We start from the raw sequence: 24244 nt of genomic DNA on the forward strand, positions 1-24244 counted from the left end.
GGATGTTTCACATGAAACATCCTGCGCTAGTTTTTCTTGAAGCCGTTAGTCGGCTGAACAGCTACCGGGGGGCGTCCGCTCGTTTGCCCCGCTTCGAGGTTCCAAAGATCAACGCCAAGGCAATGATCGATAAGAGGACCACAAGTCCGGCGTAGCCGTAGATGACGTACTTCAATCCGTGGACTGGAATTAGCAGTCCGCCGATCAATGTCGGCAGGCCGAAGGCTAGGTAGCTCACCAGATATACCGAGGAGAGCGTGCCGCCGCGTTGCAGTGTGGGGACGTTCTCCACGATGGTTCGAAGCCCACCTTGGAAGGCGCCGCCCAAGCCGATGCCGCCGATGATGCTGGAAATGAAATAGATCGCCGTATTTTCCGTATAAACAGCAAGCACGAGCCCGCCCGATCCAACGATCAGCGAGATGCACCCAAGGGTCATCACCTTCAAGGCGTTGAACCGGAAAGTGACGGCCCCGAGCACCGCACTGGCGCCGGTCAGCGCAAAGATGGCTAAGCCGCTCAGGGTGGGTGCTTGAATGTTCATCAACGTTCTGGTGATGCTCGCTCCCATGCCCAGATACATTCCGACCAACGCCCAGCTGGCAAGCAATGCGCCGACTGCGACGAGGAATTCGCGGCGAACTTCCATCGGGATCATTACCGAGGGTACAAGCGAACGCCAGACACCGCGGCGGCGTGGGTGGCGTTCCTTGAGCAAGCACGCCGGAATCAGCGCCAGGATCAACAACGCAGCGACCACCAGATAGGGAACCTGGAATGGATGCGGAGCGAACTCCACAAGAATCCCACTAAGCAGGGCGCCGAGACCGATTGCCGCAGGTGGCACCGCGCCGTTGAGCATTGCGACGGTCGGGTGACGTGAGGCGGGGGAGTAGTCGAGCAAGGCTGCGCCCAGCGTGCCGAATCCGAGGCCCGAGGCAATGCCTTGCAAGATCCGAGCGATCAGTAGTGCGTTAAGCGAATCGGCGAATGCCATGACGAGCATCGAAGCCGCGGCAATCAGCAACGCGCTAAAGGCGACGGGGCGGCGTCCAATGTGATCGGACAGTGCTCCGCAGGTCAGCAGCGTGACCAGCAAGCCGCAGATATAAACGGCGAATACGCTGCTGACCTCTAGGGAAGACAGCCCCCATTGCTCGGAGTACAACGGGAAGATCGGTGACGGTGTGCCGGAATGTGCTGCGATGAGGCAAAGGCCAATGAGAGCGGTAGTGAAGCCGAGTTTGTCGGCAACGTAATTATTGGCGTGTGCCACGAGATCTCTTCTGTGTTGTAGTGATGGGTTGAGTGCGTAATGCACCTAGTGCTGCTCCGCCAATAATCCGCGCACGGACCAGCGGACGGTGTCTTCAATTGATGCCAGATCAACGTCTTCGGTGTCGCGCATCAGCCGGAACACCGCGGCGCCAAAGGCCACGTCCATGGCAACATCGATTTCCAGCCCCTCGGCCAACTGCCCTGAAGCGAGTGCGCGAGCAAAGACGGGTTCGAGGCTCTTGCGCCGCGGAATCAGATAAAACTGGTCGAAATACGCGGCGCCATGCGGTTCCAGTGAACAGGCTGCCAGCAGTTGGAAGAATACCCGGCCGCTTTGTACGCTGTGGAAGGTCAGCGACTCGACCGTGCAGTCTATGAGGTTCGCCAAGGGATCGCCCTCAGTGGGGACTTTCAGCGCTTCGGTGGCAACGCGTCCGAAAGCTTCGGCAACGATTGCATTTTTGGTGGGCCAATGCTTGTATAGCGTCGCGGTGCTGACACCTGAATGCTCGGCAATACGTTCAATAGAGATCCCGCGAAAACCGACCTCGCGAAGTAGTTTATTGGTGGAGTCCAAGACCTTGTGATGGGTTGCCACGCTGCGTGGGCGGGTGCTAACCGGCAAGATTCCGTCATTCATTACGATTCCTAAACTAAAGTGTCACTTCACTTTAGCAACTTTCATCAGGTTTCTAGGATCTCAGGCACAAAAAGGCCGAGCGACCCCTTTGAAAGGACCGCTCGGCAAGCTGAGAGTGTTTCCCAGTGATACTAATGTGCGTCGCTCTGTGTCATAATTCGTTCCAAAGTGGCAATTGCCCCCTGCGAATGCAGGGATTCGAGGGCCTCCAAATATGGCTTGGTGAAACGTTCATCGTGGATAACATCGCCAAACAGGTCCCTCTGGCGCAGGAACGCTAGCGGATCTTCGGGGTGCTTCGCCGCGGCGGCGGAAACTTCCTGAGCTAGGCGGTCAACAATCTGGATCGGTTCACCCGCTTCATCCGTTCCCTCGGCATAGCGTGCCCAGCTGGCTACGATGGCCGCCGAAAGGCTCACATCCCGATCGGCGGCGAGGTTTTCGCGGACCACCGGCATGAGCCACTTAGGGATGCGATCCGAGGAGTCCGCGCAAAGCCGCGCAATCGTGTCCGCCACATGCTCATTGCTGTACCGCTCGATCAGCTTGTCCTGATATGCGGCCAAATCAACGCCGGGCAAGGCCGCTAGCGTAGGCTGCGCCTCGGCGCGCATATAACGCAAGAGGAACTGGGCAAATAGCTCATTGCGTGCCACGTCGTGCACCGCGCGATATCCAGCCAGGTGGCCGAAATAGCACAGCCCCTGATGAGTGGCGTTGAGCAGGCGCAACTTCATCAGTTCATAAGGCATCACGTCTTCAACTAACTGGACTCCGACCTGTTCGAATTCCGGGCGGCCCGAAACGAACTTGTCCTCCAGCACCCACTGCACAAAGTCTTCGCTCACTACCGGCCAGGCATCTTCAATGCCATATCGCTCGGCCACGTCTTGGCGATCAGCCTCGGTGGTGACCGGGGTGATGCGGTCAACCATCGAGTTTGGGAACGGAACATTGTTCTGTACCCACGTACCGAATTCTGCGTCCAGCGCGGTGGCGAAGGCTCCAAACATCTTTTGTGCCACCTCCCCGTTGCCCTGAATGTTGTCACAGCTCATGACGGTGAAAGGAGGGATCCCCCGCTCGCGGCGAAGCTTTAGCCCGGCACTGATCAGGCCGAAGGTCGTTTTTGGCTGGGTAGGCTCGTGCAGATCCTTGGCGACCCCCGGGTTTTCCAGATCAAATTCCCCGGTAACCGGATTGACGTTGTATCCGCCTTCTGTGACGGTCAGCGAAACGATGCGGGTCGCAGGATCTGCCAGTTTCTCGATAGCTGCGTTGGTGTCATCCGGAGCGTAGATGTAATCGATAATCGAGCCGATGACCCGAACTTCACGGCTGCCGTCCGGGTTCTTGACTACCAAGGTATAGAGTCCATCGCTGCCGCGCAGAGTATCTCGCATGCGAGTATCGGAAGGCATAATGCCCATGCCGCAGATTCCCCAGTCCAGGGCTCGGCCCTGGTTCATGAGACGGTCCACATACATGGCTTGATGGGCGCGGTGGAATCCGCCCACGCCAAAGTGGACGATTCCGGCGGTAACCTTGCTGCGGTCATAGTCGGGTGCGGCTACTTCACCCGGTATCTGTGACAATGTCTGATTCGAAAGTTTCATGAGGTCGCGGTCTCCTTAGTGAAATGAGAAAAGCTTGAGTGGCGCTCGGCTTAGCCGACACGCGCCGGAGCGGGTGTGGGGACGCCGTTGAATCCGGGCTGGGTTCCGCGCAGAGAATGAGACATCAGCGCGGCCACTAGGTACAGTGCGGCGAACAGATACACCATTCCGGCGGCACCCAAGGTGGTGTAGAGCAGGGCGACCAGCAAGGGTCCGGCGAACACTGCGGCACCGATGCCCAGGTTGTAGGAAGCCATCGCGGCGCCCGGATGCTCCGGAGCCAGCGAGATCGCGATCGCGGAAAGCGGAACAAATCCGGCTAGGCCGATACCGAAGACCGCACCGATCAGCAGGGTCAGCAGGTAAGCGTGTTCGATCCCGTTGTCTACCGCCCAAGCGGGTACCAGATAAAGGCAGGCCATGGACACCGCGCAGAGGACCGCGCCGAACCAGACCACGGTTTTCGACCAGCCCAACTTATCGCCCAAAGCGCCGAAGAAGAGGTTGAACGGAATATTCACCGCATAGATCACCGTGGTCAGAATCAAGAACTGGCCAACGCTCCAGCCGAAACGGTCCACAAACAAAGCGGGGAAGAAGACCGCCATGCCATAGGTGGGAACCGAATTGATCGTGCGGGTCAGCATCACCATCAGCGCCCTACGGTTGCTCACTAACAGGCGAAGGCCAAAGCTCATGGTCTTCCATACTTGCTCAGGGTTATCCACCAGCGCAGCGCGTCCGGTTTTCTCCTTGACGCCGAGCAATGCCACTGCTGCACCGAGGACCACCAGGGCCAATGAAATCCAAAGGGTCTGATAATAGTTCAGCCCGAAAATTTCCAACGAGGCCGTCGCTGTTAGTGCGCCAAGCGTTGGCAGGCCCGCGCTAAAGGCAACGTAGAACCAGCCGATGGCGACCGCCAAGCGTTTTGCATTGGCGGTTGCGGAGATCCACACGAGGAACCCGTAGGCAAAGAAGGGGTAGCCGAAGCCGCGCAGCCCGTAGGTGATGAAGACCAGGACTACGTTGGAAGAGTTGAGGGCTACGAGCAGGAAGAGCAGTTCGAAGGCTACCCAGATTCCGGCGCCAATAAACATCACCTTGCGCGGACCCCACAGGTCCGAGAGCGAGGCGGAAAGGAATGCCGCTACGGCGACGGCGACACCGTAAATGGTGATCAGTGTTCCGGCCATCGGAATGGAGAATCCATGCTCGCCGGTCAGGTATGGCGTGAGGATATTGGTTTCCACGCCATCGCCGATCATGAAGAGCGTCAAGCCGATGAAACCCCATAGGAGCGGGCGCGGAAGGCCCATGCGGTCGAGCAAGCCAGTGCCGCTTCGAGTGGTCGGGGGTGAACTTGGGTTCGAGGGTTCCGAGGTCATGGCGCTCCTTTGCGTGGGACATTGCTGCCGCTCGTGATTTCACTAATCTAACACCAAATAAACATATTCAACAGATTTTATGTTAAATAATGCTTAGAACGTGATGTTTTGAGAGTGCAGGCACAGCATCTATCATCGAAGATGTGAGAAATGATGAACTTGCTGAAGGAGGATCCGCGGTGTTGCGATCTAGTGGGCTGCCTCCGGAGAGTCGACGCGACGAGTTGACGGGCTACATAAATCGGGTCCACACCGCACGCGTGGAAGATATGGCCGATGCCTTCGGGGTTAGCGCTATGACCATCCACCGTGACTTGGACGTCCTAGCAAGCGAGGGAAGAATTGAACGCATCCGCGGTGGGGCACGCGCCATCACAGCGCGATTGGCCGAACGGGATGTGCGGCTGCGTCGGCATCTCAACGCGCACACTAAGCGACGGCTCGCCCGTACCGCAGCACAGCTCATTGAGCCTGGCTCGGTCATTGCCTTGGATGACTCCACTACCGTCGGCGCGCTGGGACCTCATCTGGAAAGCCGTCAGCCTTCCACGGTCATTACCCACTCGCTGGCATTGATGAACGCAGTGTCGGCCCAGCCATCCATCGCTTTGGTGGGGTTGGGTGGGCAGTACTATGCAGAAACCGATTCCTTCCTTGGCTCGGTGGTCGTTGAACAGGCCCAGCGACTTACCGCAGACGCGGTGTTCGTCTCGACCACCGCGGTGAAGAATCAGGCGCTTCTGCACCCGGATGCTGAGGCTGCGCTCACTAAGCGAGCTTTGCTGAAAACCGGCGGCCGAAAAATTCTGATCGTTGACTCAAGCAAATTCGAGGGCAACGGGCTCTATCACGTCATGGGACTGGATGAATTTGATGACGTAGTCATCGATGAACAGCTGACTCCCGACCTTTTGGCCCTGTTGGAGTCGCTGAACCTCAATATCCATCTCGCAGTTACCTCACCGAAGGACTAGCCATGCCACAGACCTATGTCTTGGGAATCGACTCGTCGACTCAATCGTGCAAAGCGCTGCTCGTCAATGCGCAGACCGGCGAAGTGAAAGCCTCGGGGCGCGCGCCACACCCCGGCGGGACCCAGGTGGATCCGACGGAATGGATCAAAGCCCTTGAAGCAAGCACCGAAGGGCTGATGGAACAGGCTTCCGCGCTCGCGGTCGCTGGCCAGCAACACGGCATGGTGGCCTTGGACGAGCAGGGTGCTCCGGTGCGAGATGCCATCTTGTGGAATGACATCTCCTCGGCTGGGCAAGCCCAGGACCTTATCGGTGAGCTTGGCGGAGAGCAGGGATGCGCGCAATTGGTAGGCAGTGTGATGGTGGCGTCGCTAACCGCATCGAAACTGCGTTGGCTGCGCGAAAATGAGCCTGAAAACGCGAACCGCACAACCCAGGTGCTGTTGCCGCACGACTATCTGACCTGGCACCTCGGTGGACGCGCGGAAGCGACCACTGACCATGGAGACGCCTCGGGCACCGGATACTACTCGACCGCGCAGCGTCGTTTTCTGCCCGTGGTCGCAGAACGGGCGCTCGGCAAGCCGGTGGCCTTGCCCCGGCTTGCCGCCGCAAATGAAATAGTCGGCGAAACTTCTGCGGGCCTCAAAATTGCGGCCGGCACCGGAGACAATATGGCCGCTTCGCTGGGGTTGGATCTGCAGCCCGGAGACGTGTGCGTCTCCATGGGCACTTCAGGAGTAGCTTCAGCAGTGGTGGACCACAGCATCCACGATGGCACCGGGATGGTTAGTGGGTTTGTGGATGCGACAAATAGGTACCTGCCGCTGGCCTGCACCCTTAATGGCGCCCCGGTACTCGATTTTGGTGCCCGGTTGCTCGGCGTGAGCCAAAAAGAGTTTTCCGACCTTGCCCTGGCCGCGGAGCCTGGTTCCGGGGGAGCTGTACTGCTTCCCTACTTTGGCGGAGAACGCACCCCGAACCGGCCTGACGCGACGGGATTGATGCATGGGCTGCGCACCACGACAACCCGTGAACAGGTAGCCCGTGCCTACGTCGAAGGATTGCTGTGCTCCATGAAGGACGCGGTGGCTGCGCTTGAAGAAGCCACCGGCGTGGAAACCCGGCGAATCCTGCTGATCGGCGGCGGTGCGCAGTCCGAAGCGGTGCGCCGAATCGCCCCGCAAATTTTTGGCGTAGCGGTGGATGTTCCGCAAACTGCCGAATACGTGGCGCTGGGTGCAGCGCGGCAGGCCGCGTGGGCGTTAAGCGGAGAAGAAGCACCACCGGCCTGGAACGTCGCAGAGTCCACCCGTTACCAGGGTGAGCCGCGCCCCGAGATCTATGCGCGGTATGTGGAAACTAGGGACGCAACCAAGGGGTGGAACTAGCCAGAGGTCACGGCCGCGCTTGAGCTCTTTCGGGCATAAGCTGGGCGCCGCTTGCGCAGCGCCAAATAGCACAGGGTGCCCCCTGCGATACCCCAGAAGGGTGAGACAATTCCCAGCGGCGCCACCCCGGAGGCGGTGATGATTAGGGTGCAGACAGCGGCTTCCACCGCTCCGGCAGACGGACTGTCGAACATATCCTGCATCGAACCCTGCATGGCCGGGAGCAATGCCACGCCCGCGACAGCGATGACCAGCTCGGCTGGAACCGCCGCAAAAAGCTTCAAAAACGTCTGGCTGAATAGGCCGAAGAAGATGAAAAACGCACCGCAGGAAATGCCTGCCACATAGCGTCGTGCTGGGTCCTTATGTGCCTGGGCGGAGGTGCAGATCCCTGCGGTGATAGCTGCAAGGTTGATCGCGTGCGCGCCGAAGGGCGCGAAGAGAATGCTCGCAAGCGAGCCCCCGCTAAGCAGTAGCCGATCATTTGGCTGGTACTTGCTGCTGCGCAGCATGGCCAGTCCCGGACCATTTTGCCCTGCCATGGTCACGATCAGCAGCGGAAGAGAAATGCCCATGATGGCGGAAAGCGAAAATTCTGGGGCCGTGAAGACCGGTGAGGTGAGCATGAACGAAAGCGGTGCATTCGAAATCTGGCCAGAACCTGCCGCGAGCGCTATGCCGGTGCATAGTGCTATCGGGACCGCGTAGCCCGGAGACCAGCGGCGGGCCAAGAAGTAGGCGGCCACCAGGCCGCCGGCGATCAGCGGCGAATCAAGAACCGCCTGGACTACCTCCATCACAAAGGGCAGTAGCACCCCGGCGAGCACCGCGGCCAAAACCGGTTTTGGCACACGGGCCAACAGCCAGCCCAGCAAGCCGCTGAGGCTCAGGATCAAACTCAGCAGCCCGGCAACGATGTACGCGCCGATGGCTTCGGAATAGCTGTAGTCGCCGAGTACCGTCAGCAGGAGCGCGGCGCCCGGCACGGACCAGGCGACGATAATTGGTTGGCGGGTGAATAGGCTGAGGAGCAAGCCGGTGATTCCGCTGCCGACCGAGACCGCCCACACCCAGGAACTGCTCTGCGCCTCACTGAGCCCGGCGCGTTGGGCCGCCTGCAAAATCACGAGCATCGGGCCGGCATAAGACACGGCCATGGCGATGAATCCGGCGCAAATTGCGGAGAAAGAAATGTCATTTCCTAGTCGGCGAAACCCGCGCGGTTGGACCGCTTTTTCTTCTGTCATTTCTTGGCTCCCGTTTCGCTGACCGCAACGTCTGCCCACGTTACGCAGGTCACAAGCGAACGACAAATACTTAAAACCCCATCATTGATATGCGGAAACTCATAGTTTCAATGCCTAGGTCAAGCCTAGGCAGATGCCTAGTGTGATGGCGCGCACAGTCTGCCAAGGTTGAGTTCGTGAATGGCCGCCTCGAGCGGTTGCGCCCTCCCGGGCCCCATATGAAGGATGGAGCAAAGCACACCATGACCGAGACTTTGAATGCCGTATCAGAGGTGCTCGACAACGCGCTTGTCGACAGCCCAGAGACCGGCGTATACCGTACCAACCGAAATATCTTCACCGACGAAGAAGTTTTCGAGCTGGAAATGAAGCACATCTGGGAAGGCAACTGGGTTTACCTGGCCCACGAATCCCAGATCCCCAACATTGGTGACTACTTCACCACCAATATCGGACGTCAGCCGATCATCATTTCGCGCAATAAGCAGAACGAACTGAACGCCATCATCAACGCGTGTAGTCACCGCGGTGCGATGCTTTGCCGCCGCAAGACCGATAACCGCACCACTTTTACCTGCCCGTTCCATGGCTGGACCTTCAACAACTCGGGCAAGCTGCTCAAGGTCAAGGACTCCCGCGGCGCCGGCTACCCGGAGCAGTTCAACAAGGACGGCTCGCACGACCTGACCAAGGTTGCCCGTTTCGAGAACTACCGCGGCTTCCTCTTCGGCTCGCTGAATGCCGACGTCCTTCCACTGGAGGAGCACCTGGGCGAAGCGGCGAAGATCATCGACATGATCGTCGACCAGTCTGAGGAAGGCCTCGAAGTACTGCGCGGTTCATCCACCTACACCTACGACGGCAACTGGAAGCTGCAGGCAGAAAACGGTGCCGACGGCTACCACGTCTCGGCTACCCACTGGAACTACGCCGCCACCCAGGCTCGCCGCAGCGCCGGAGAGTCGACCAACGACACCAAGACCATGGATGCCGGCGGCTGGGACAAGCAGGAAGGCGGGTTCTACTCATTCGACAATGGCCACCTGCTGCTGTGGACCGAATGGCTGGACGCCGCCAACCGCCCGCTGGCAGAGAAGCGCGAAGAGCTGGTCGCCAAGTACGGCGAAGCCAAGGCCGACTGGATGATCGGTGTCTCACGCAACCTGTGCCTGTACCCGAACGTGTACCTGATGGATCAGTTCTCCTCACAGATCCGCGTGTTCCGCCCAGTTGCCGTGGACAAGACCGAGGTCACCATCTACTGCATCGCACCCAAGGGCGAGTCCGACACAGCGCGCGCCAATCGCATCCGCCAGTACGAGGACTTCTTCAATGCCTCGGGCATGGCCACCCCGGATGACCTGGAAGAATTCCGCTCCTGCCAGAAGACCTACATGGCCACAGCAGCCAAGTGGAACGACATGAGCCGCGGCTCGGCGCACCAGATCACCGGTGCCGACGAGAACGCGAAGAAGATCGGCCTGGAGCCAATCGCCTCCGGCGCCCGCACCGAGGATGAGGGTCTGTACCCGATCCAGCATGGCTACTGGCTGAGCACCATGCGCAAGGCGCTGGCCGCCGAACTCGAAACCAAGAACTAAGGCCGAAGGGAAAGCCACATGAGCACCATTGCACTGACCGAGGCCAAGACCAGCAACGGGACCGTCACTACCGCTGACGTTGAGCAGTTCCTCTACCAGGAGGCACGCTTCCTGGATGACCGCGACTTCGATCGCTGGATCGACTGCTACCACCCGGAGGCCACTTTCTGGATGCCGGCGTGGGCCGATGACGACAAGCTCACCGAGGACCCGCAGCGCGAAATCTCGCTGATCTACTATGCAAACCGCGGTGGTCTGGAAGACCGCGTCTTCCGCATCAAGACCGACCGTTCCTCGGCTACCAGCCTGCCGGAGCCGCGCACCGGGCACAACATCACCAACGTGGAGATCGTGGCAGTCAACGGGGACAAAGTTGATGTCCGCTTCAACTGGTTCACGCTGTACTTCCGCTACCAGAATGTCGACACCTACTTCGGCAACTCCTTCTACACGATTGACTACTCGGGCACCGCGCCGGTGATCACCGCGAAGAAGGTCGTGCTGAAGAACGACTACATCCACCACGTCGTGGATATCTACCACATCTAATTCGGCCGCATCTCCCAGGCCGACCCGCGCGGCGCCGGGCATCAGCCCGGCGCAGCGCGGCAAAGAACTTACTGCTGCCCCACCAGCACGATTTTGAAATGAGCACACTTATGACTTACCAGGTCGCCTTAGCTTTTGAGGACGGGATTACCCGCTTCATTAAAGTAGGCCCCCGCGAAACCGTCGCCGACGCCTCCTACAAGGCACGGATCAACATCCCTCTGGACTGCCGTGACGGCGCCTGCGGCACCTGCAAGTCGTTCTGTGAATCGGGCAAGTTCGACGCGGGCGACTACATCGAGGAAGCGCTGACCGACGACGAAGCCGAGCAGGGCTACTGCCTGCCCTGCCAGATGGTCCCCGAATCCGACCTCGTGCTGCAGATCCCCACCACCTCGGATGTGGCCAAGACCGCCGCGACCGTCTACGAGTCGACGCTGACCGAGATCCGCCGCATTTCCGAGACCACCTACGCCTTCAGCCTAGAGGTCGACAAACGCGAAGACCTCTCCTTCCTGCCCGGCCAGTACGTGAACATCGAGGTTCCCGGCTCCGGTGGACAGACCCGCTCGTACTCCTTCAGCTCGGGTCCGGAGGTCGACATCGTCTCCTTCCTGATTCGCATCACCGACGGCGGATTGATGTCCACCTACATGCGCGATACGGCACAGGTTGGGGACCGGCTCACTTTCACCGGCCCGATGGGCAGCTTCTTCCTGCGCGAACCAAAACGCCAGTCGCTGCTGCTGGCCGGCGGCACCGGCCTAGCCCCGCTGCTGTCCATCTTGGAAAAGCTGGTCGGCATGGAGAACCCGCACCCGGTCCACCTGATCTACGGCGTGAACACCGATACCGACCTGGTCGAGCTCGACGTGCTCGAGTCCTACACCTCACGTATTAAGGGTTTCAGCTTCGATACCGTGGTTGGCGACCCGAACAGCGCCGCAGAAAAGAAAGGCTACGTCACCAACCACTTCGAGCCGCAGCACCTGGCCGAGGGCGACGTCGACATCTACCTGTGCGGCCCGCCCCCGATGGTTGAAGGCGTCCGCCGCCACCTGGACGGCGAAGGCATCAAGCCGCAGAACTTCTACTTCGAGAAGTTCGCCCTGGCTGTTGTTCCGGATGCCGCCCCGGCACCGGAAGCAGCAGTGCCGGTCGCCGAAGCAACCGAAACTCCAGCCGCCGCCTACGAAATCGGGGAAGAGCACGCAACCTTCGGTGCCCAGTTCGATGCCCGCATGGCTCTTGAGCTGGCGGTCGTGGAGCTGACCATGGGCAAGCTGACCGATGGCCAGTTGGGTGAATTCAAGGTCCTGGCGGAACTTGCAGGCAAGACCTTGGACGGCGAGAAGTTTGTCAACGCAGCCGAATTCACCGTCACCAACGACGCATTCCATGAATTCCTGTTCAACTGCGTGGGTAACGAACACCTATTGCAGGCCTACACCCGCCTCGAAGTTCCGGCGCTCATGGCTAAAGTGCTGCGTCAGGAGCACTGGATCGACGGTGCGGTCGACGCGGATCACTTCGCCATCGTTGCGGCCTTCGAGCAGCAGGACAGCGCCGCGGCCCGTGCGGCGATCATCTCCCACAACGAGCACGCCAAAGCCACCATGGCCGCGGCCTCGCAGGAACTAAGCTAGTGAGCGCGGAAAGCGCCCCGGCTAACGAGACCGCAGCCGCCGGATTGCCCGAGTCCTTCCACGCCGGTCGTTTTGCCGGCAAAGTAGTGATGGTCACCGGCGCAGCCCAGGGCATCGGCTGGTCCGTGGCCCGGCGCATCGCCGCCGAAGGCGGGGAACTGGTTCTGGTTGACCGTGACGCACTGATCCACGAGGTCGCCGAGGGCTTGCGCGCCCACGGCGCGAACGCGCTGAGTGTTACCGCAGACCTCGAAACCTACGAGGGTGCGTTGGCATCTGTGGCCGCGGCGATGGACGAATTCGGCCGGATCGACGTGCTCATCAACAACGTTGGCGGGACCATTTGGGCCAAGCCGTACGAGCACTACGCGCCGGAAGAAATCAGCAAGGAAATCCAGCGTTCGCTCTTCCCGACCCTGTGGATGTGCCGCGCGGTCTTCGAAGAAATGACCAGGGCACGCACAGGCACCATCGTGAACGTTTCCTCGGTGGCGACCCGCGGTATGAACCGGGTGCCCTATGCGGCGGCCAAGGGCGGGGTCAAGGCCATCACTTCGGCCCTTGCCATGGAAGGCGCAGCGCACGGAATCCGCGTGGTGGCTACCGCTCCGGGTGGCACCGAAGCGCCCGAACGGCGGGTGGCGCGGGGCCCTGCCCCGCAAGGCGAGCAGGAGAAAGCCTGGTACCAGAGCATTGTGGATCAGACGGTCGACTCCACGTTGCTCAAGCGCTACGGAACCCTGGACGAACAGTCCGCACCGATTGTGTTCCTGGCCTCTGACGAAGCCTCATACATCACCGGCAGCACCCTCGCGGTAGCTGGGGGAGACCTCGGTTAGCGCCAACGGTTACTTTGCTCCCGCTTTGATTTGCGAAGCGTTGAGCAGCATGCACGAAACGGCCCGTTACGACGGGCCGTTTTGTCCACCATCTTCATCCCGGCTCAGCTGTAAATGCCGGGCACGTATTTTCTGGGGCACAACGCGGTGCCCCAGATACCGCAAACGAACGGAAATCACGTGATGACCAGCCCCACTATGAACAGTTCAAAGCAAGTGAATACAGTCCGCTGGGTGGTAGCAATCGCCGCCATTGCTCTGATCTTTGACGGATATGATCTGGTGGTCTTCGGTACCATCGTTTCGACCCTGCTTGCCGATCCAAGTCAGCTTGGACAGCTCGACGCGGCAGCCGCAGGCCTGTTAGGCAGCTACGCCTTGCTCGGCGTCATGGTCGGAGCATTGACCACCGGCGCCGTCGGCGATTATGTGGGGCGCCGCCGGGTCATGATTACCGGCATTATCTGGTTCTCCGTCGGCATGGCGCTCACCGCCTTCGCCGCGGATTCCTTGTGGTTCGGCATTCTGCGTTTCCTCACCGGTATGGGCGTGGGCGCTCTCGTCGCCACCGCCGGTGCCGTCGTTGCAGAGTTTGCCCCGAAGAACCGCCGCAACTACTACAACGCGATCGTTTATTCGGGTGTTCCAATGGGCGGAGTGCTCGCCTCGCTGCTCGCGATGCTGCTAACCGAAACCATCGGATGGCGCGGGCTGTTCCTGATTGGTGCGCTTCCGCTGCTGTTCCTGCTGCCCATGGCATGGTTCAAACTTCCGGAGTCCCCACAGTGGCTGTTGTCCCGTGGGCGGCTCGCCGAAGCACAGGAAATGTCCGCGCGCACCGGCGTTGCCCTGGAGATTCCGGGGGATGTCCCGGCCGAAAGTTTCAAGGCCGAGAAGGTGGGTTTTGCGGCCTTGGCAACCAAGCGTTACGCGCTGCCAACGATTCTGCTGGGCATGATGAGCTTTGCAGGTCTCATGCTCACCTACGGTCTGAACACCTGGATGCCTGAGATCATGCTGCAGGCCGGCTACGGCAAGTCGCACTCACTGTTGTTCCTGTTGGTACTTAACCTTGCTGCCGTGTTCGGTGGTTTGCTCGCCTCGGTGGCAGCTGACCGCGTCGGACCAAAACAGGTAGTCGCCGTGACCTTCTTCTTGGCCGCGCTGGCCATGGTGTTGATGCCGTTGAAGCTGCCGCTGCTCATCTTGCTCGCACTGGTGGCTGTGGCCGGCGTGGGAACCATCGGTACCCAGGTGCTGATCTATGGTTTTGTGTCGAATTACTACCACAGCGCCGCCCGTGGTGCCGGTGTTGCTTGGTGCGCCGGATTCGGCCGCCTCGGTGGTATCTTCGGCCCATTGGTCGGGGGATTGCTGCTGAGCGCCGGGGTTACACCGGGAACCGCGTTCTACGTTTTTGCTTCGGTTGCTATCGTTGGAACTCTCGTAACGGTATGCGTACCGATGGCGCGTTCTGCCGCGCAGAAGCCCGCGCGAGTCGAACTTGCCGCTGCAGACGCAGATTAGTAGAAACACATCGAGAAACAACGCGGCAACGCTGAAAGGTCGGTGAATGCATTGATGAGTCTACAAGTTGCCCAGGATGCGCTCGCCGACCTTTTGCGTGAAGCGCAGCAACAGCGCAGCGCCCTGGCCGTACTTAAAGGGCCGCAGGGAAGCGGTAAAAGCACCGTGATACGGCAATTGCTAAGCCGATCCAAAATGGCATCGATCACCGTAGTTACCGCTTCACGCTGGGAATCTAGACGCTCTGGTGCAGCTCTGGGACCACTGCTGGAACGTGGAAAGCCTTGTTCAAATGAAGACCTTGGACCCGCGCTACTGGAATTCCTGCGCGCGGATCAAGAACAGGCCAAGGTGCTGGTCATCGAAAATGCGCAGTGGGCAGATGCCGCGAGCTTCGAGGCGGTGCGTTTTGCATGGCGCCGGCTACACGCCGAACGAGTGCTCATAGTTCTGGTCATGCGAGATCAAGACATCGCGATGCTCCCGCCGGAAACGCGCGAGTTCTTGGACGACACAGATTTACAGGTTCTGCACGTTGATTCCCCAACGCCTGCCCAAGCCCGTGAAATCATCTTCACCCGGGTGGGAATAGAGCTAACGCCTATAGCTGTCGAGCACCTGATGCGCTACACACAAGGCAACCTGCACACCGTTCTCGAATTGGCGCAGGAAAATCCGGAACAAAGCTGGGAACAGTGGGACCGTTGGCCCCCAGCGCCGCGGGCATTGTCCCTCCACATCAAGCAGCTGCTCGATGAATTGGATCCCCGAGCTCGTGCGCTCGTTGAGGCGGCCGCGGTCCTTGGACGCCACGCTCGAATTGACCTAATCGTCAGGCTTGCCGAAGAAGACTCCCCTCTTGCCTATATCCAACAGATTGTTGATGCTTCGCTGGCTCGAACTCGTGGCCACAGCGGCAAGATGCGGCTCGGTTTCGATAACGAGCTAACCCAGATGGCGGTTTATCATCAGATTCCGCTCAGTACCCGCATTCGCCTCCACGCCGCGGCTGCTGGCATTGCCGAGGATCGCGGCATCGTTTTGGGCCACCGTGCCGATGCCAGTCTCTTGCCGGATGTCGGGCTTTCGCGCGAACTGGAAGCTTATGCGGTAGCTCAGGGGCAGCGCGGCGAGTGGTCCTCGGCGGCTACCGCTTTCTTCCGTGCCATGCACTTAACACCTGAGCCGGCGCAACGCGAGTCATTGCTGCTCAAAGCCGTAGACGCGGTGGTTGCAGCAGGTGAAATTCCGCGGGCGCTGACTTTTTCCCACCAGCTGGCAAGTTTGGGAAGTAGCGCCGAACGCGACGTTCTCTCAGGGTATATCGCCATACTCCAGGGTCGGGCGCAGACCGCTAATCGTTGGTTGACCAGCGCCTGGCAGAGCGCGGTGCGTTTGCAGCTCAGCGATACGATGGCGGTAATTTCGCAACGCCGCGTACTGCATTCCTTATGCCAGCTAGAGGGTCAAAAAGTACTTGACTGGGCCGAACAATCGCTGCGCCTAGCTCAGGTCGGCAGCCCGCTGGCTATCGAAAGTGCAGCCATCCAAGGCCTTGGGCTGGCAATGATGGGCCGGGGTGAGGAAGGCGAAAGGGTTTTGCTCGACTTACTGGGCAAGCTCCCCACCGGGGCGCAGCGGCAACGCGCGGAGATGTCCTTAGGCTGGGTGTACTTGGCAAGCGGGCGCATTGAACTCGCGCGCCACGAACTGGCAGCGGCTAGCTCCACTGACTTCAGTGAGGGCTCGTTGCGAATCTCGTTGTGGGCTAAGGCTTGGCTGGCACGCGTCGAATTCCTCGTGGGCGATTGGGATCAAGCGCTGGAGACCGTCCGTGGGGCGCAGGCCATCCAGGAACGATTCGGGATTCAGGTGCTGCGTCCGCTGATCCAGTTCACCGCGGTACAGATCCATGCGCTTCGTGGAAACACTGAACTCGTCGAGGCTCATTTGGCCAAATCGTGGGTGAGAGTGGGTAGCTACCAGGTGATGGAGGTGCCATATCGAATGGCTCGGGCCGAAGCCGCGCGCGCCCAGTCCAACCACGAAGAGGTGTTGCTGGCCCTCGAACCCATACTTCGCCTTGATCGCAGCCAGGGGATAGACGAACCGGGATTCTGGAATTGGCAAGATATGTACGCCGAAGCACTGATTCGCTGCGAACGGCTGGAGGAGGCGGAAGAATTTATCACCCCCTTGCTTGATGCCGCACTGAAGGCTGGGCATAACGCCAGCATCGGGAGCTTCCTCGGGACGCGCGGCATGTTGCTGGCGGCCTTGGGGGACATCGACGCGGCGCGGGAGCTATTCGAGCGGGCGCTGCTTTGTTTGCAGGGGGTCGGCACCGCATATCACCGGGCGCGGATGGATTTTGCCTATGGACAGTGCCTGCGGCGTGCTGGCAAACGGGCTGAGTGCGTAGCCCCATTGACCCGCGCGCAGGCAACATTCACGCATTTGGATGCCACCGTCTACGTTGAACGCTGCACTCGGGAGCTGCAGGCAAGCGGCATAGGGATGGCGCGCCGCGAAGCGCTTGACTGGTCAACGCTGACGTCTCAGGAGCAGGCGGTCGCGAAGCTCGTCTGCGAGGGCGCAAGCAACCGTCGAGTGGCCGAAGAATTGTTTGTCAGCACCAAGACCGTGCAATACCACCTGACAAAAATTTACGCGAAGCTTGCGGTATCCACGCGTACGGAACTTGCCGCGCTGACTCGTGAGGGTTTCGAGCACTAGATATCCGCTTCCAGCAGACTGGCTGTCATGGATGCAACTAGTTTGTAAACCTCGGCCGCAGTGGGCGCTGCCGAAGCCGTGCATGGAGCGGTGGAAATCGGCGACAATAGTTTCATGCCAAAGCTCATCGACATCGTAACTTTTCACGAGCCACCGGTTCCTGAAGGACAATCGCCGTACGTTCCCGGTGCCGGTCCGGCAGCAGAGATTGAGATCGATGATTGGAACAGCGCGTGGCCGGAACAGTTCCAACTGCTCGCTGAACGCATCCAGGAAGCCATTGGCTGGCACGCGCTGGTAATCGAACATGTTGGTTCAACGTCGGTTCGCGGGCTCCCGGCCAAGCCAATCATCGATATTGATCTGGTCGTCGCTGATCCGAACAACGAGCGCTCATATATTCCGGCGCTGGAACGTGCGGGTTTCGAACTAAGAGTTCGCGAACCCTGGTGGTTTGGGCATCGGGTCCTGCGCCACGAGGACCCCGCCTGCAATCTTCATGTCTTCGGTTTTGACAGTCCAGAAACGATCAAGCATCGGATCTTCCGGGATTGGCTCCGCGCGAACCCGACCGAGCGAGAGCTCTACGCGAATGCAAAACGCGAAGCAGCTGACTTGTCTCGGGAAGCTGGCGAGCATTCTATGCAGTACAACGCGCGCAAGGAAGCGGTTATAAGAGCGATCTACCAACGAGCTTTTATCGCCATGGGGCTCATCGAGGCTTAGCTTAGGTGAAACGGGTAGCTTGCGGGCTTACCGCGAGAGCATGAGGGTAAGGCCTGCAGCCGCGTCTTTAGCCGAGCCGCTCTGTTAAGGCCAGGAGGATCCCCTCAGGGCCGCGCACGTAAGCCATACGCCAGGCTCCCTCATACTCGCCAATACCACCGACGAGCCCATAGCCTTCGGCAGCCAACCGATCGACCTGTTCCTGGAGATCTTCGACTTCAAATGACAAGCTGCGCAGCCCGAGTTCGTTAGCCATGGCGGTGGGAGAACCAGGATCATGGTCGGGGCGGACAAAGCTGGAAAGCTCCACCGCCGTGTCACCATTCGGGATTCGCAGCATGACGATCTCCGTCCGGGAATTAGGGATAGCAGTTACGGTGTCAATGAACTCGCCTTCCACAAAGGTGCGCCCTTCAATTTCGAGACCGAGCCCGATAAAGAAGGCGGTGACCTTCTCCAGATCTCGAACGGTGACGCCGACGTGGTCAAACCGAATGACTGGTGACATGAGTGCAGCCTCCATCTGAAAGTACTTACGTGGTCTAGAAGTGACTTTACGGCGAATTCTGTGTCCAAGGAAGAGCCATGCAAGCCATTCGCGGTCCGCTTTCAACAGGGGGCTCAGAGGCAATCTTCGGCTAGTTGCTGGCTGCGTTTATGCGCGAGGGAATGTGTTTTTTGATGGTGGTTAAACGCAAAGCAGCATCAACCTTTTACTATGAGGTCATGCCTACTTCACTTCCTGCTTCTGCACTCCCGTTGTCAGCAGATGAATGGTCTCTGGTCCGTCTTGCAGGAAAAACAATCAATGCAACTACGGATGCTGGCCCCCACGAAAATGGCGTGCACACGATGGGTGCTGCGGTGCGAGCCAAAGATGGCAGTACATTTACCGGGGTGAATATTTATCACTTCACCGGGGGTCCGTGCGCCGAGCTCGTTGCACTCGGCTCGGCTCGTGCCGCCGGGGCAACCGAGCTCACCCATATCGTGGCGGTGGGAAGCCACGGCCGGGGTGTGAAAAGTCCATGCGGACGCGACCGGCAGATTTTTGCTGATTACTATCCGCAGATGCGCGTCATCGTTGAAACACAGCAAGGGATGGTGAGCGTACTTGCCAGTGATCTATTGCCCTTCGGCTATGACCACCGTGCCGAGCAGGTCTGACTGGTTGGATTCGACGACCAATTCCCTGAGCGGAACAGGGCGTGTTCAATTGCAGATGAGCGCCGGGGAATAAAAGAGAGCACCGCTAAACGCTCGGCGTTTAGCGGTGCTTCGCAATTTTTGGTTACTTGGCTGGGTCAAGCACGAAGTCGTAGGTGACCTGCTTGCCGTTGCCGGACTGCGCTGGCTGCAGGTCTAGCATCAGTTCTGGCTTCACCGCGGTGGCGATATCGTCATCGTTGTGCTCGTCGCCTGGGAAGTACAGCTGAGCGGTGAGCAGCTCGTGGCCTTCGGCCGAAACCTTCAGGTGCAGGTGGGCTGGACGCCATGCGTGCCAACCTGCCGCAGCGATCAGCTGACCGCAGGCACCGTCGGTAGGGATCTGGTACGGAGCAGGCTGCATGGTGTTGATCTGGAAGTTGCCTTCCTCGTCAGCGATGAAGGTGCCGCGCAGGTTCCACTCTGGGATGCCAGGAGCGAACTGCGAGTAGAAGCCTTCTTCATCTGCGTGCCACAGCTCGATCTTGGCGTTCTTTAATGCCGAGCCGTCGGTGGAACGGACCTGTCCCTGGAAGAGCAGGTTGGTGCCCTTCTCGTCTTCGCGCATTTCGATGGTGGCAGGGGAGTTCTGCGCAGGAGCATCCGGCACGTAGTAAGGGCCCTCGATCGAGCCCTTGTTGCCTTCGCGGTGATCGGTTGCGACCTCTTCCACCGAGTGCTCCAGCCACACGTCCAAGAACAGTGGCCATTCGCCGTCTTCGCCGACCTTGATCAGCCAAGCCTTGAGGGCGTTGAACTCGTCGTAGCTCACGCGCTCTTCGAGGATGATGTCGTTTGCGGCCTTGACTAGCTTGCTCGCCAGTAGGTTCACGCGCTCTGCAGAGGACTCTACTGCTGCAAGCTTGCCGGAGTTGCGGAAGCGGTCCGTAGCGGCGTTACCTGACTTCGCTGCTGTGGCGTCTGCTGGAGTTTCGGCGGTCATGATGACTCCCTTGTCTTTGTAAGATGTGGCTGTTGAGGATTCATATTGTGACCCCCATCATCCTGTGCGATTGATATTCAATGTAGTGCAGTGGCTATAGCGAGTAAAATACTTATTTACTGCAGACTGAGACTGTTTGCCTATCAATACTTGTGGGCTAGCGCACGCGCTAATTCTAAGCTCTCAAAAAGCCACTAGCTCAGCGAATTCGGGTGCTTTGCTAGAGGGGTTACCTTGATCTTCATGTGCGCGTACATGGGGAAACCACTGAGGATCTGGTGAAGCTCGTCGTTTGATTCAACGTTGAATAGCGAGTGGTTCGCGTACTCTCCGACGATTCTCCACAGGCCCTGCATTTTGCCGCTCTGCTGCAGCTGCGCGGAGTAGGCCTTCTCGCGGACTTGGAAGTCTGTGACTTCCTCGGCCGTAAGATAGGCCGGGAATGTAACGTCCATACGTGCAAGGAACAACATGGGTTCTCCTAAAAGTTGGGTGGGGTACTGCTAGTCCTGACGGTAGTGCGCCAGTTTAGTTTCGTCGATGGCTGCACCGACTCCTGGAACTTCGCGCACCGAAATGCGGCCATCCTTGATGACCAATGGATCGGCAAGCAGATCATCGGTCATGTCCAAGAAGTTCGACAGCTCGCCAGCCTTGCGGGTGGTCGCCTCGTGGGCTGCGCCGAAAGTGACGGTGGCCAGCGAACCGACCTGGGTATCGATCTGGTTGCCCATGGTGACATCCACGCCCAGGCCGGTGCACAGGCCCAGGATCTCCGTCGCTTCGGTGAAGCCCGAGCGCGCGGTCTTGATGCAGATCGCGTTGGCGCCGCCGGAAAGCAGCTCGCGGGAGACATCGCCGGCGGTTGGCACGGATTCATCGGCAACAATTGGGATCGGGGAATGCTCAACGAGGCGGCGTCGGCTCATCGCTTCCTTGGCATCGCAAGGCTCTTCGAGCATAGTCAGGCCGAGCCCCTCGGTCTGGCGCAGGACTTCCATGGCCTCATTGGCGGTCCAGCCACGGTTGGCGTCAAGGTAGATTTCGACATCCTCGCCCAAACCCTCGCGCAGAACTCGGCAAGCTTCGATATCTAGTGCCAGTGGACGACGCCCCACCTTGAGCTTGAAGGTGGTGATTCCATATTGTTCACCGAAGCGTAGTGCTTCATCAAGCAATTCCTGCGCCGGACGGAAACCAAGCATGTGCGAGACCCGCATCGAATCGGTGAAGCCGCCCAGCAGCTTGTGCACAGGGGTATTGGTAGCCTGGCCGATGGCGTCCCAAATAGCGATATCCAGCGCGCCCTTGGCCACCTGATTATGGATGGTGCGCCCCATGACCTGGCGGATCTTTTCCCGGTCAAAGATATCCAGGCCGATCACCTGAGGACCAAAGATGTCCTGCACGATGGTGCGGATCGAAGTCTGAGTTTCACCGTAGGTGTATGGCCGAGGCGGTGCGTCCGCGGTGCCGATGATCCCCTCATCGGTGTGTACGCGAACCAGCACGTGGTCCGCAGTGTGTACCTCTCCACTGGCGAAACGCAATGGGTGCGTATAGGGGATTGCGTAGGGAATCGCTTCGATGCGGGCAATTTTCATTCGGAATTTCCTTCCACGGAGGTCAAATTTGTGCAGAGTTTCAAGAAGTTTTGAATTAGGGGAGCCTGATTGCCGGTCTTCCATGCCACCGCAAGATCTACGGCCGGTGCATTGCGCAGCGGGCGGAAGATGATCCGTTCGCTATGCGGCAGGTAATTGGAGGTTGGGACCATGGCAATTCCCAGGCCCGCCGCGACGAAGGTGAGCAGGGTTGAAGTTTCGCGGGCCACCTGAGCTGTACGCGGGATGAATCCGGCATTGCGGCAGGTCTCAACGAAGATGGTGTTGACCGCCGAAGCGGTGGGATAGCAGATGAAGTTCTCGGTGCGCAGTTCGGCTATATCGATTTCCCGGTGAGCTGCCAACCGGTGCCCAGCGGGCAGCGCGACTGCCAGCAGATCCTTCTCCAGTAGAGAATATTCGACCTCTTCGTTATGCACCGGGGGACGCAGTATCGCGATATCGAGTCGGCCTTCTGCGAGAGCTTCTTCCATTTCCGGGGTGAGCATTTCACCCTGCACGTTCAGTTGCAGACCTGGCATGTGTTCGCTGGTCGCTGCAATAATCTGCGGCATTATGCGGTAGGTGGCGCTGCCGGCGGAGCCTAAGCGCAAAACGCCGCTTGCCCCATCGCCCACGGTGCGCACGTCACGTGCAAGCTGCTGGTGTTCTTCTAGTAAGGCGCGAGAGCGGGTGAGGAGAAGCTCTCCGGCAGGGGTGAGGTCCACCTTGCGGGTGGTGCGGATGAAAAGCTTGGTCCCCAGTTGCTCCTCGAGCTGTTTGATCTGCTGGGAGAGCGGAGGCTGGGCCATATGCAGCCGTTCGGCAGCCCGGCCGAAGTGGCGTTCTTCGGCAACTGCGACGAAGTAGCGTAAAAGTCTGGTTTCCATGGTTGCTCCGATCGTCGATCCGCGCTGAAGGCTGTAGCGACGTTCATGGCAACTCTAGCCAGCCGGTTCGATAGTGAGAAATACTTATTCAATAGTTATTGAGACTGTTTGAATACTAATCTCTCATGGGCCGCCATGAAAAGAGGCGTCAAGGTGTGTGGCGAACGGAAGAAATGGCAGGTCAACTAGAAAAAGAGGAAATTAGCTCTCCGGCCGAGAAAATGACCACGCCAGCCAGAGAGCCAATGACGGTTCCATTGATTCTAATGAACTGTAAATCCCTGCCAACCTGCAACTCTAGTTTCTCGCTGGCTTCGGCCGGGTCCCAGGCCTGGACCGTGTCGCTGACCAATCCGGCTAGGGCCAGACCATGTTGTTCGACGAGCGACGCGACACCGGTGATGACCCGATCTTCCAAGTTCCCACGCAGCTGAGAATCGCTCTGCAGGCGCTGGCCAAAGGTGGTGATCGCCGAACGGAGGGCAATATTCAAGGGGGAAGCCGAACCCTGCAGGGATTCGATCAGTCCGGACTTCAACGAAGCCCAGCCGCGTATTGCTAGCTCTCGCAGCTGCTGATCACCGAGCAACGAATGTTTGAACTGCTCAACTTTGGCGATGGTTTCCGGATCGTGCTGCATTGCCACGGTGAATTCTGCCAGCCAGTCGGTGAGTGCAAGCCGCAACGGATGGCGTTCATTTCCGGCCACCGCAAAAAGCAAACCTCGTAATTCTTGATGAACCTTTTGCGCCAGCATTTCGTCGACCATGCGCGGGACCCATGAGGGTGAGCGCCCGGAAACTACCTCAACAAAAACCTCTGGATGATCCGCCACCCATGACCCGGCACGCCCCGCGATCAATTCGACCGCGGCCTCATGGTGCCCATCGTCCACGAGTTTCTGACCGAGCGTTCCTAAGGTCGTGGACCATTCGGGAGCGACCACGTAGTCATTGGCCAGCACCTGCAGCACCGTGAGTACCTGTTCATCATCCAAGGAATTCAAGGCACCGATTGCCACCGCGGAAGCCTGAGCCGTCGTTGCCTCAGCTCCCTCTTGGCTGGAGAGGTAACCGCCCACGCTTAGGCCCAGTTCCGCTTGGCGTAATTTAGCTGAGATGACTTCCGGGGTGAGGAAATTTTGCTGAACGAAGTCACCTAACGAGGCGCCTAACTCATCTTTTTTCCGCTGAATCAGATTGGTATGCGGAATCTTCAGGCCTAGGGGATGCCGGAAAAGCGCTGTCACTGCAAACCAGTCGGCGACGGCGCCAACCATGCCGCCCTCCGCGGCCGCCTTCAAATAGCTAAGCCCGGGGAGAAGATCCTGAAACAGCACACTGAAAATGAACAGGGCACACATCAGCAGGAAGAGCAGGGTGGCTACGCGTTTCATCTTGCGGAGGTCCTGGGCGCGCTGATCAAGAAGTTCTGGCATGCGCC

Annotated in this window: 21 protein-coding genes; 10 read left to right on the plus strand and 11 right to left on the minus strand. The window is 59.2% G+C overall.

Annotated elements, in window-relative coordinates:
- Window positions 1-61: 61 nt before the first annotated feature.
- From LG294_RS00865 to LG294_RS00880, 4 genes are all read right to left on the minus strand, one after another.
- Window positions 62-1276, minus strand: a complete 1215-nt coding sequence (locus LG294_RS00865) for an MFS transporter (RefSeq protein WP_404288619.1) — start codon at window positions 1274-1276, stop codon at window positions 62-64.
- A gap of 45 nt (window positions 1277-1321) precedes the next feature.
- Window positions 1322-1918 (minus strand): TetR/AcrR family transcriptional regulator, encoded by a 597-nt coding sequence (locus tag LG294_RS00870; protein ID WP_404288621.1) that lies wholly within the window; start codon window positions 1916-1918, stop codon window positions 1322-1324.
- A 131-nt stretch (window positions 1919-2049) separates the two neighbouring features.
- On the minus strand, window positions 2050-3534 hold the full coding sequence (locus LG294_RS00875; protein ID WP_404288623.1) for a mannitol dehydrogenase family protein: 1485 nt from the start codon (window positions 3532-3534) through the stop codon (window positions 2050-2052).
- A gap of 50 nt (window positions 3535-3584) precedes the next feature.
- Window positions 3585-4922, minus strand: coding sequence for an MFS transporter (locus LG294_RS00880; protein ID WP_404288625.1), 1338 nt, complete (start codon window positions 4920-4922; stop codon window positions 3585-3587).
- Between the two features lie 179 nt (window positions 4923-5101).
- Here LG294_RS00880 and LG294_RS00885 point away from each other — a divergent pair, with 179 nt between their 5' ends.
- The gene (locus tag LG294_RS00885; protein ID WP_404288627.1) at window positions 5102-5896 is read left to right on the plus strand and encodes a DeoR/GlpR family DNA-binding transcription regulator; all 795 of its coding nucleotides are present in this window, start codon (window positions 5102-5104) and stop codon (window positions 5894-5896) included.
- 2 nt (window positions 5897-5898) lie between these two features.
- A complete protein-coding gene (xylB, locus tag LG294_RS00890; protein WP_404288629.1) occupies window positions 5899-7287 on the plus strand; it encodes a xylulokinase in 1389 nt (462 codons plus the stop codon).
- Here the strand turns inward: xylB and LG294_RS00895 are convergent.
- Window positions 7284-8534 (minus strand): benzoate/H(+) symporter BenE family transporter, encoded by a 1251-nt coding sequence (locus LG294_RS00895; RefSeq protein WP_404288631.1) that lies wholly within the window; start codon window positions 8532-8534, stop codon window positions 7284-7286. The genes xylB and LG294_RS00895 overlap by 4 nt on opposite strands.
- A gap of 242 nt (window positions 8535-8776) precedes the next feature.
- On the opposite strand from LG294_RS00895, the gene benA reads away from it, so the two are divergent.
- The 7 genes from benA to LG294_RS00930 all read left to right on the plus strand — a co-directional run bounded on the left by benA (window position 8777) and on the right by LG294_RS00930 (window position 18158).
- Window positions 8777-10135 carry a benzoate 1,2-dioxygenase large subunit gene (gene benA, locus LG294_RS00900; protein ID WP_404288633.1) on the plus strand — a complete coding sequence of 453 codons (1359 nt, stop codon included), beginning with the start codon at window positions 8777-8779 and terminating at the stop codon, window positions 10133-10135.
- Window positions 10136-10153: 18 nt separating this feature from the next.
- The gene (gene benB, locus LG294_RS00905; RefSeq protein ID WP_404288634.1) at window positions 10154-10684 is read left to right on the plus strand and encodes a benzoate 1,2-dioxygenase small subunit; all 531 of its coding nucleotides are present in this window, start codon (window positions 10154-10156) and stop codon (window positions 10682-10684) included.
- Between the two features lie 98 nt (window positions 10685-10782).
- Entirely contained in the window at window positions 10783-12330 is a 1548-nt protein-coding gene (gene benC, locus LG294_RS00910) for a benzoate 1,2-dioxygenase electron transfer component BenC (RefSeq protein WP_404288636.1), read from the plus strand.
- Complete coding sequence (locus tag LG294_RS00915) at window positions 12330-13169, plus strand: 1,6-dihydroxycyclohexa-2,4-diene-1-carboxylate dehydrogenase (RefSeq protein ID WP_404288638.1); 840 nt, start codon at window positions 12330-12332, stop codon at window positions 13167-13169. The genes benC and LG294_RS00915 overlap by 1 nt, the downstream gene beginning before the upstream one ends.
- A 216-nt stretch (window positions 13170-13385) precedes the next feature.
- The gene (locus LG294_RS00920) at window positions 13386-14696 is read left to right on the plus strand and encodes an MFS transporter (protein WP_404288640.1); all 1311 of its coding nucleotides are present in this window, start codon (window positions 13386-13388) and stop codon (window positions 14694-14696) included.
- A gap of 54 nt (window positions 14697-14750) precedes the next feature.
- Window positions 14751-17432, plus strand: coding sequence for a LuxR C-terminal-related transcriptional regulator (locus LG294_RS00925; RefSeq protein ID WP_404288642.1), 2682 nt, complete (start codon window positions 14751-14753; stop codon window positions 17430-17432).
- A 114-nt stretch (window positions 17433-17546) separates the two neighbouring features.
- Window positions 17547-18158: a GrpB family protein gene (locus LG294_RS00930; RefSeq protein ID WP_404288644.1), complete on the plus strand. Its 612-nt coding sequence runs from the start codon at window positions 17547-17549 to the stop codon at window positions 18156-18158.
- A 67-nt stretch (window positions 18159-18225) separates the two neighbouring features.
- Here LG294_RS00930 and LG294_RS00935 read toward each other — a convergent pair whose 3' ends face one another.
- Window positions 18226-18666: a VOC family protein gene (locus LG294_RS00935; protein WP_404288646.1), complete on the minus strand. Its 441-nt coding sequence runs from the start codon at window positions 18664-18666 to the stop codon at window positions 18226-18228.
- Between the two features lie 149 nt (window positions 18667-18815).
- On the opposite strand from LG294_RS00935, the gene LG294_RS00940 reads away from it, so the two are divergent.
- Window positions 18816-19325, plus strand: a complete 510-nt coding sequence (locus LG294_RS00940) for a cytidine deaminase family protein (RefSeq protein ID WP_404288648.1) — start codon at window positions 18816-18818, stop codon at window positions 19323-19325.
- A gap of 124 nt (window positions 19326-19449) precedes the next feature.
- Here the strand turns inward: LG294_RS00940 and catA are convergent, their stop codons facing one another.
- The 5 genes from catA to LG294_RS00965 form a co-directional block, all read right to left on the minus strand.
- Window positions 19450-20307, minus strand: a complete 858-nt coding sequence (gene catA / locus LG294_RS00945; protein ID WP_404288650.1) for a catechol 1,2-dioxygenase — start codon at window positions 20305-20307, stop codon at window positions 19450-19452.
- Between the two features lie 194 nt (window positions 20308-20501).
- Entirely contained in the window at window positions 20502-20780 is a 279-nt protein-coding gene (locus LG294_RS00950) for a muconolactone Delta-isomerase family protein (protein WP_096285854.1), read from the minus strand.
- A gap of 30 nt (window positions 20781-20810) precedes the next feature.
- Window positions 20811-21911 (minus strand): enolase C-terminal domain-like protein, encoded by a 1101-nt coding sequence (locus LG294_RS00955; RefSeq protein ID WP_404288652.1) that lies wholly within the window; start codon window positions 21909-21911, stop codon window positions 20811-20813.
- Window positions 21908-22801 carry a LysR substrate-binding domain-containing protein gene (locus LG294_RS00960; protein WP_404288654.1) on the minus strand — a complete coding sequence of 298 codons (894 nt, stop codon included), beginning with the start codon at window positions 22799-22801 and terminating at the stop codon, window positions 21908-21910. The genes LG294_RS00955 and LG294_RS00960 overlap by 4 nt, the downstream gene beginning before the upstream one ends.
- Before the next feature lie 181 nt (window positions 22802-22982).
- A complete protein-coding gene (locus tag LG294_RS00965; protein ID WP_404288656.1) occupies window positions 22983-24239 on the minus strand; it encodes a DUF445 domain-containing protein in 1257 nt (418 codons plus the stop codon).
- Window positions 24240-24244: the final 5 nt, after the last annotated feature.

It is taken from the genome of Glutamicibacter arilaitensis (genome assembly GCF_044793945.1).
GTDB classification, from domain to species: domain Bacteria; phylum Actinomycetota; class Actinomycetes; order Actinomycetales; family Micrococcaceae; genus Glutamicibacter; species Glutamicibacter arilaitensis_B.

What these genes read in the sequence shown, in the direction of transcription:
- LG294_RS00870 (WP_404288621.1), bottom strand. Translation starts at nt 1,918, where the DNA reads ATGAATGACGGAATCTTGCCGGTTAGCACCCGCCCACGCAGCGTGGCA.
- LG294_RS00875 (WP_404288623.1), bottom strand. Translation starts at nt 3,534, where the DNA reads ATGAAACTTTCGAATCAGACATTGTCACAGATACCGGGTGAAGTAGCC.
- LG294_RS00880 (WP_404288625.1), bottom strand. Translation starts at nt 4,922, where the DNA reads ATGACCTCGGAACCCTCGAACCCAAGTTCACCCCCGACCACTCGAAGC.
- xylB (WP_404288629.1), top strand. Translation starts at nt 5,899, where the DNA reads ATGCCACAGACCTATGTCTTGGGAATCGACTCGTCGACTCAATCGTGC.
- LG294_RS00895 (WP_404288631.1), bottom strand. Translation starts at nt 8,534, where the DNA reads ATGACAGAAGAAAAAGCGGTCCAACCGCGCGGGTTTCGCCGACTAGGA.
- benA (WP_404288633.1), top strand. Translation starts at nt 8,777, where the DNA reads ATGACCGAGACTTTGAATGCCGTATCAGAGGTGCTCGACAACGCGCTT.
- benB (WP_404288634.1), top strand. Translation starts at nt 10,154, where the DNA reads ATGAGCACCATTGCACTGACCGAGGCCAAGACCAGCAACGGGACCGTC.
- benC (WP_404288636.1), top strand. Translation starts at nt 10,783, where the DNA reads ATGAGCACACTTATGACTTACCAGGTCGCCTTAGCTTTTGAGGACGGG.
- LG294_RS00925 (WP_404288642.1), top strand. Translation starts at nt 14,751, where the DNA reads ATGAGTCTACAAGTTGCCCAGGATGCGCTCGCCGACCTTTTGCGTGAA.
- LG294_RS00930 (WP_404288644.1), top strand. Translation starts at nt 17,547, where the DNA reads ATGCCAAAGCTCATCGACATCGTAACTTTTCACGAGCCACCGGTTCCT.
- LG294_RS00935 (WP_404288646.1), bottom strand. Translation starts at nt 18,666, where the DNA reads ATGTCACCAGTCATTCGGTTTGACCACGTCGGCGTCACCGTTCGAGAT.
- LG294_RS00940 (WP_404288648.1), top strand. Translation starts at nt 18,816, where the DNA reads ATGCGCGAGGGAATGTGTTTTTTGATGGTGGTTAAACGCAAAGCAGCA.
- catA (WP_404288650.1), bottom strand. Translation starts at nt 20,307, where the DNA reads ATGACCGCCGAAACTCCAGCAGACGCCACAGCAGCGAAGTCAGGTAAC.
- LG294_RS00950 (WP_096285854.1), bottom strand. Translation starts at nt 20,780, where the DNA reads ATGTTGTTCCTTGCACGTATGGACGTTACATTCCCGGCCTATCTTACG.
- LG294_RS00955 (WP_404288652.1), bottom strand. Translation starts at nt 21,911, where the DNA reads ATGAAAATTGCCCGCATCGAAGCGATTCCCTACGCAATCCCCTATACG.
- LG294_RS00960 (WP_404288654.1), bottom strand. Translation starts at nt 22,801, where the DNA reads ATGGAAACCAGACTTTTACGCTACTTCGTCGCAGTTGCCGAAGAACGC.
- LG294_RS00965 (WP_404288656.1), bottom strand. Translation starts at nt 24,239, where the DNA reads ATGCCAGAACTTCTTGATCAGCGCGCCCAGGACCTCCGCAAGATGAAA.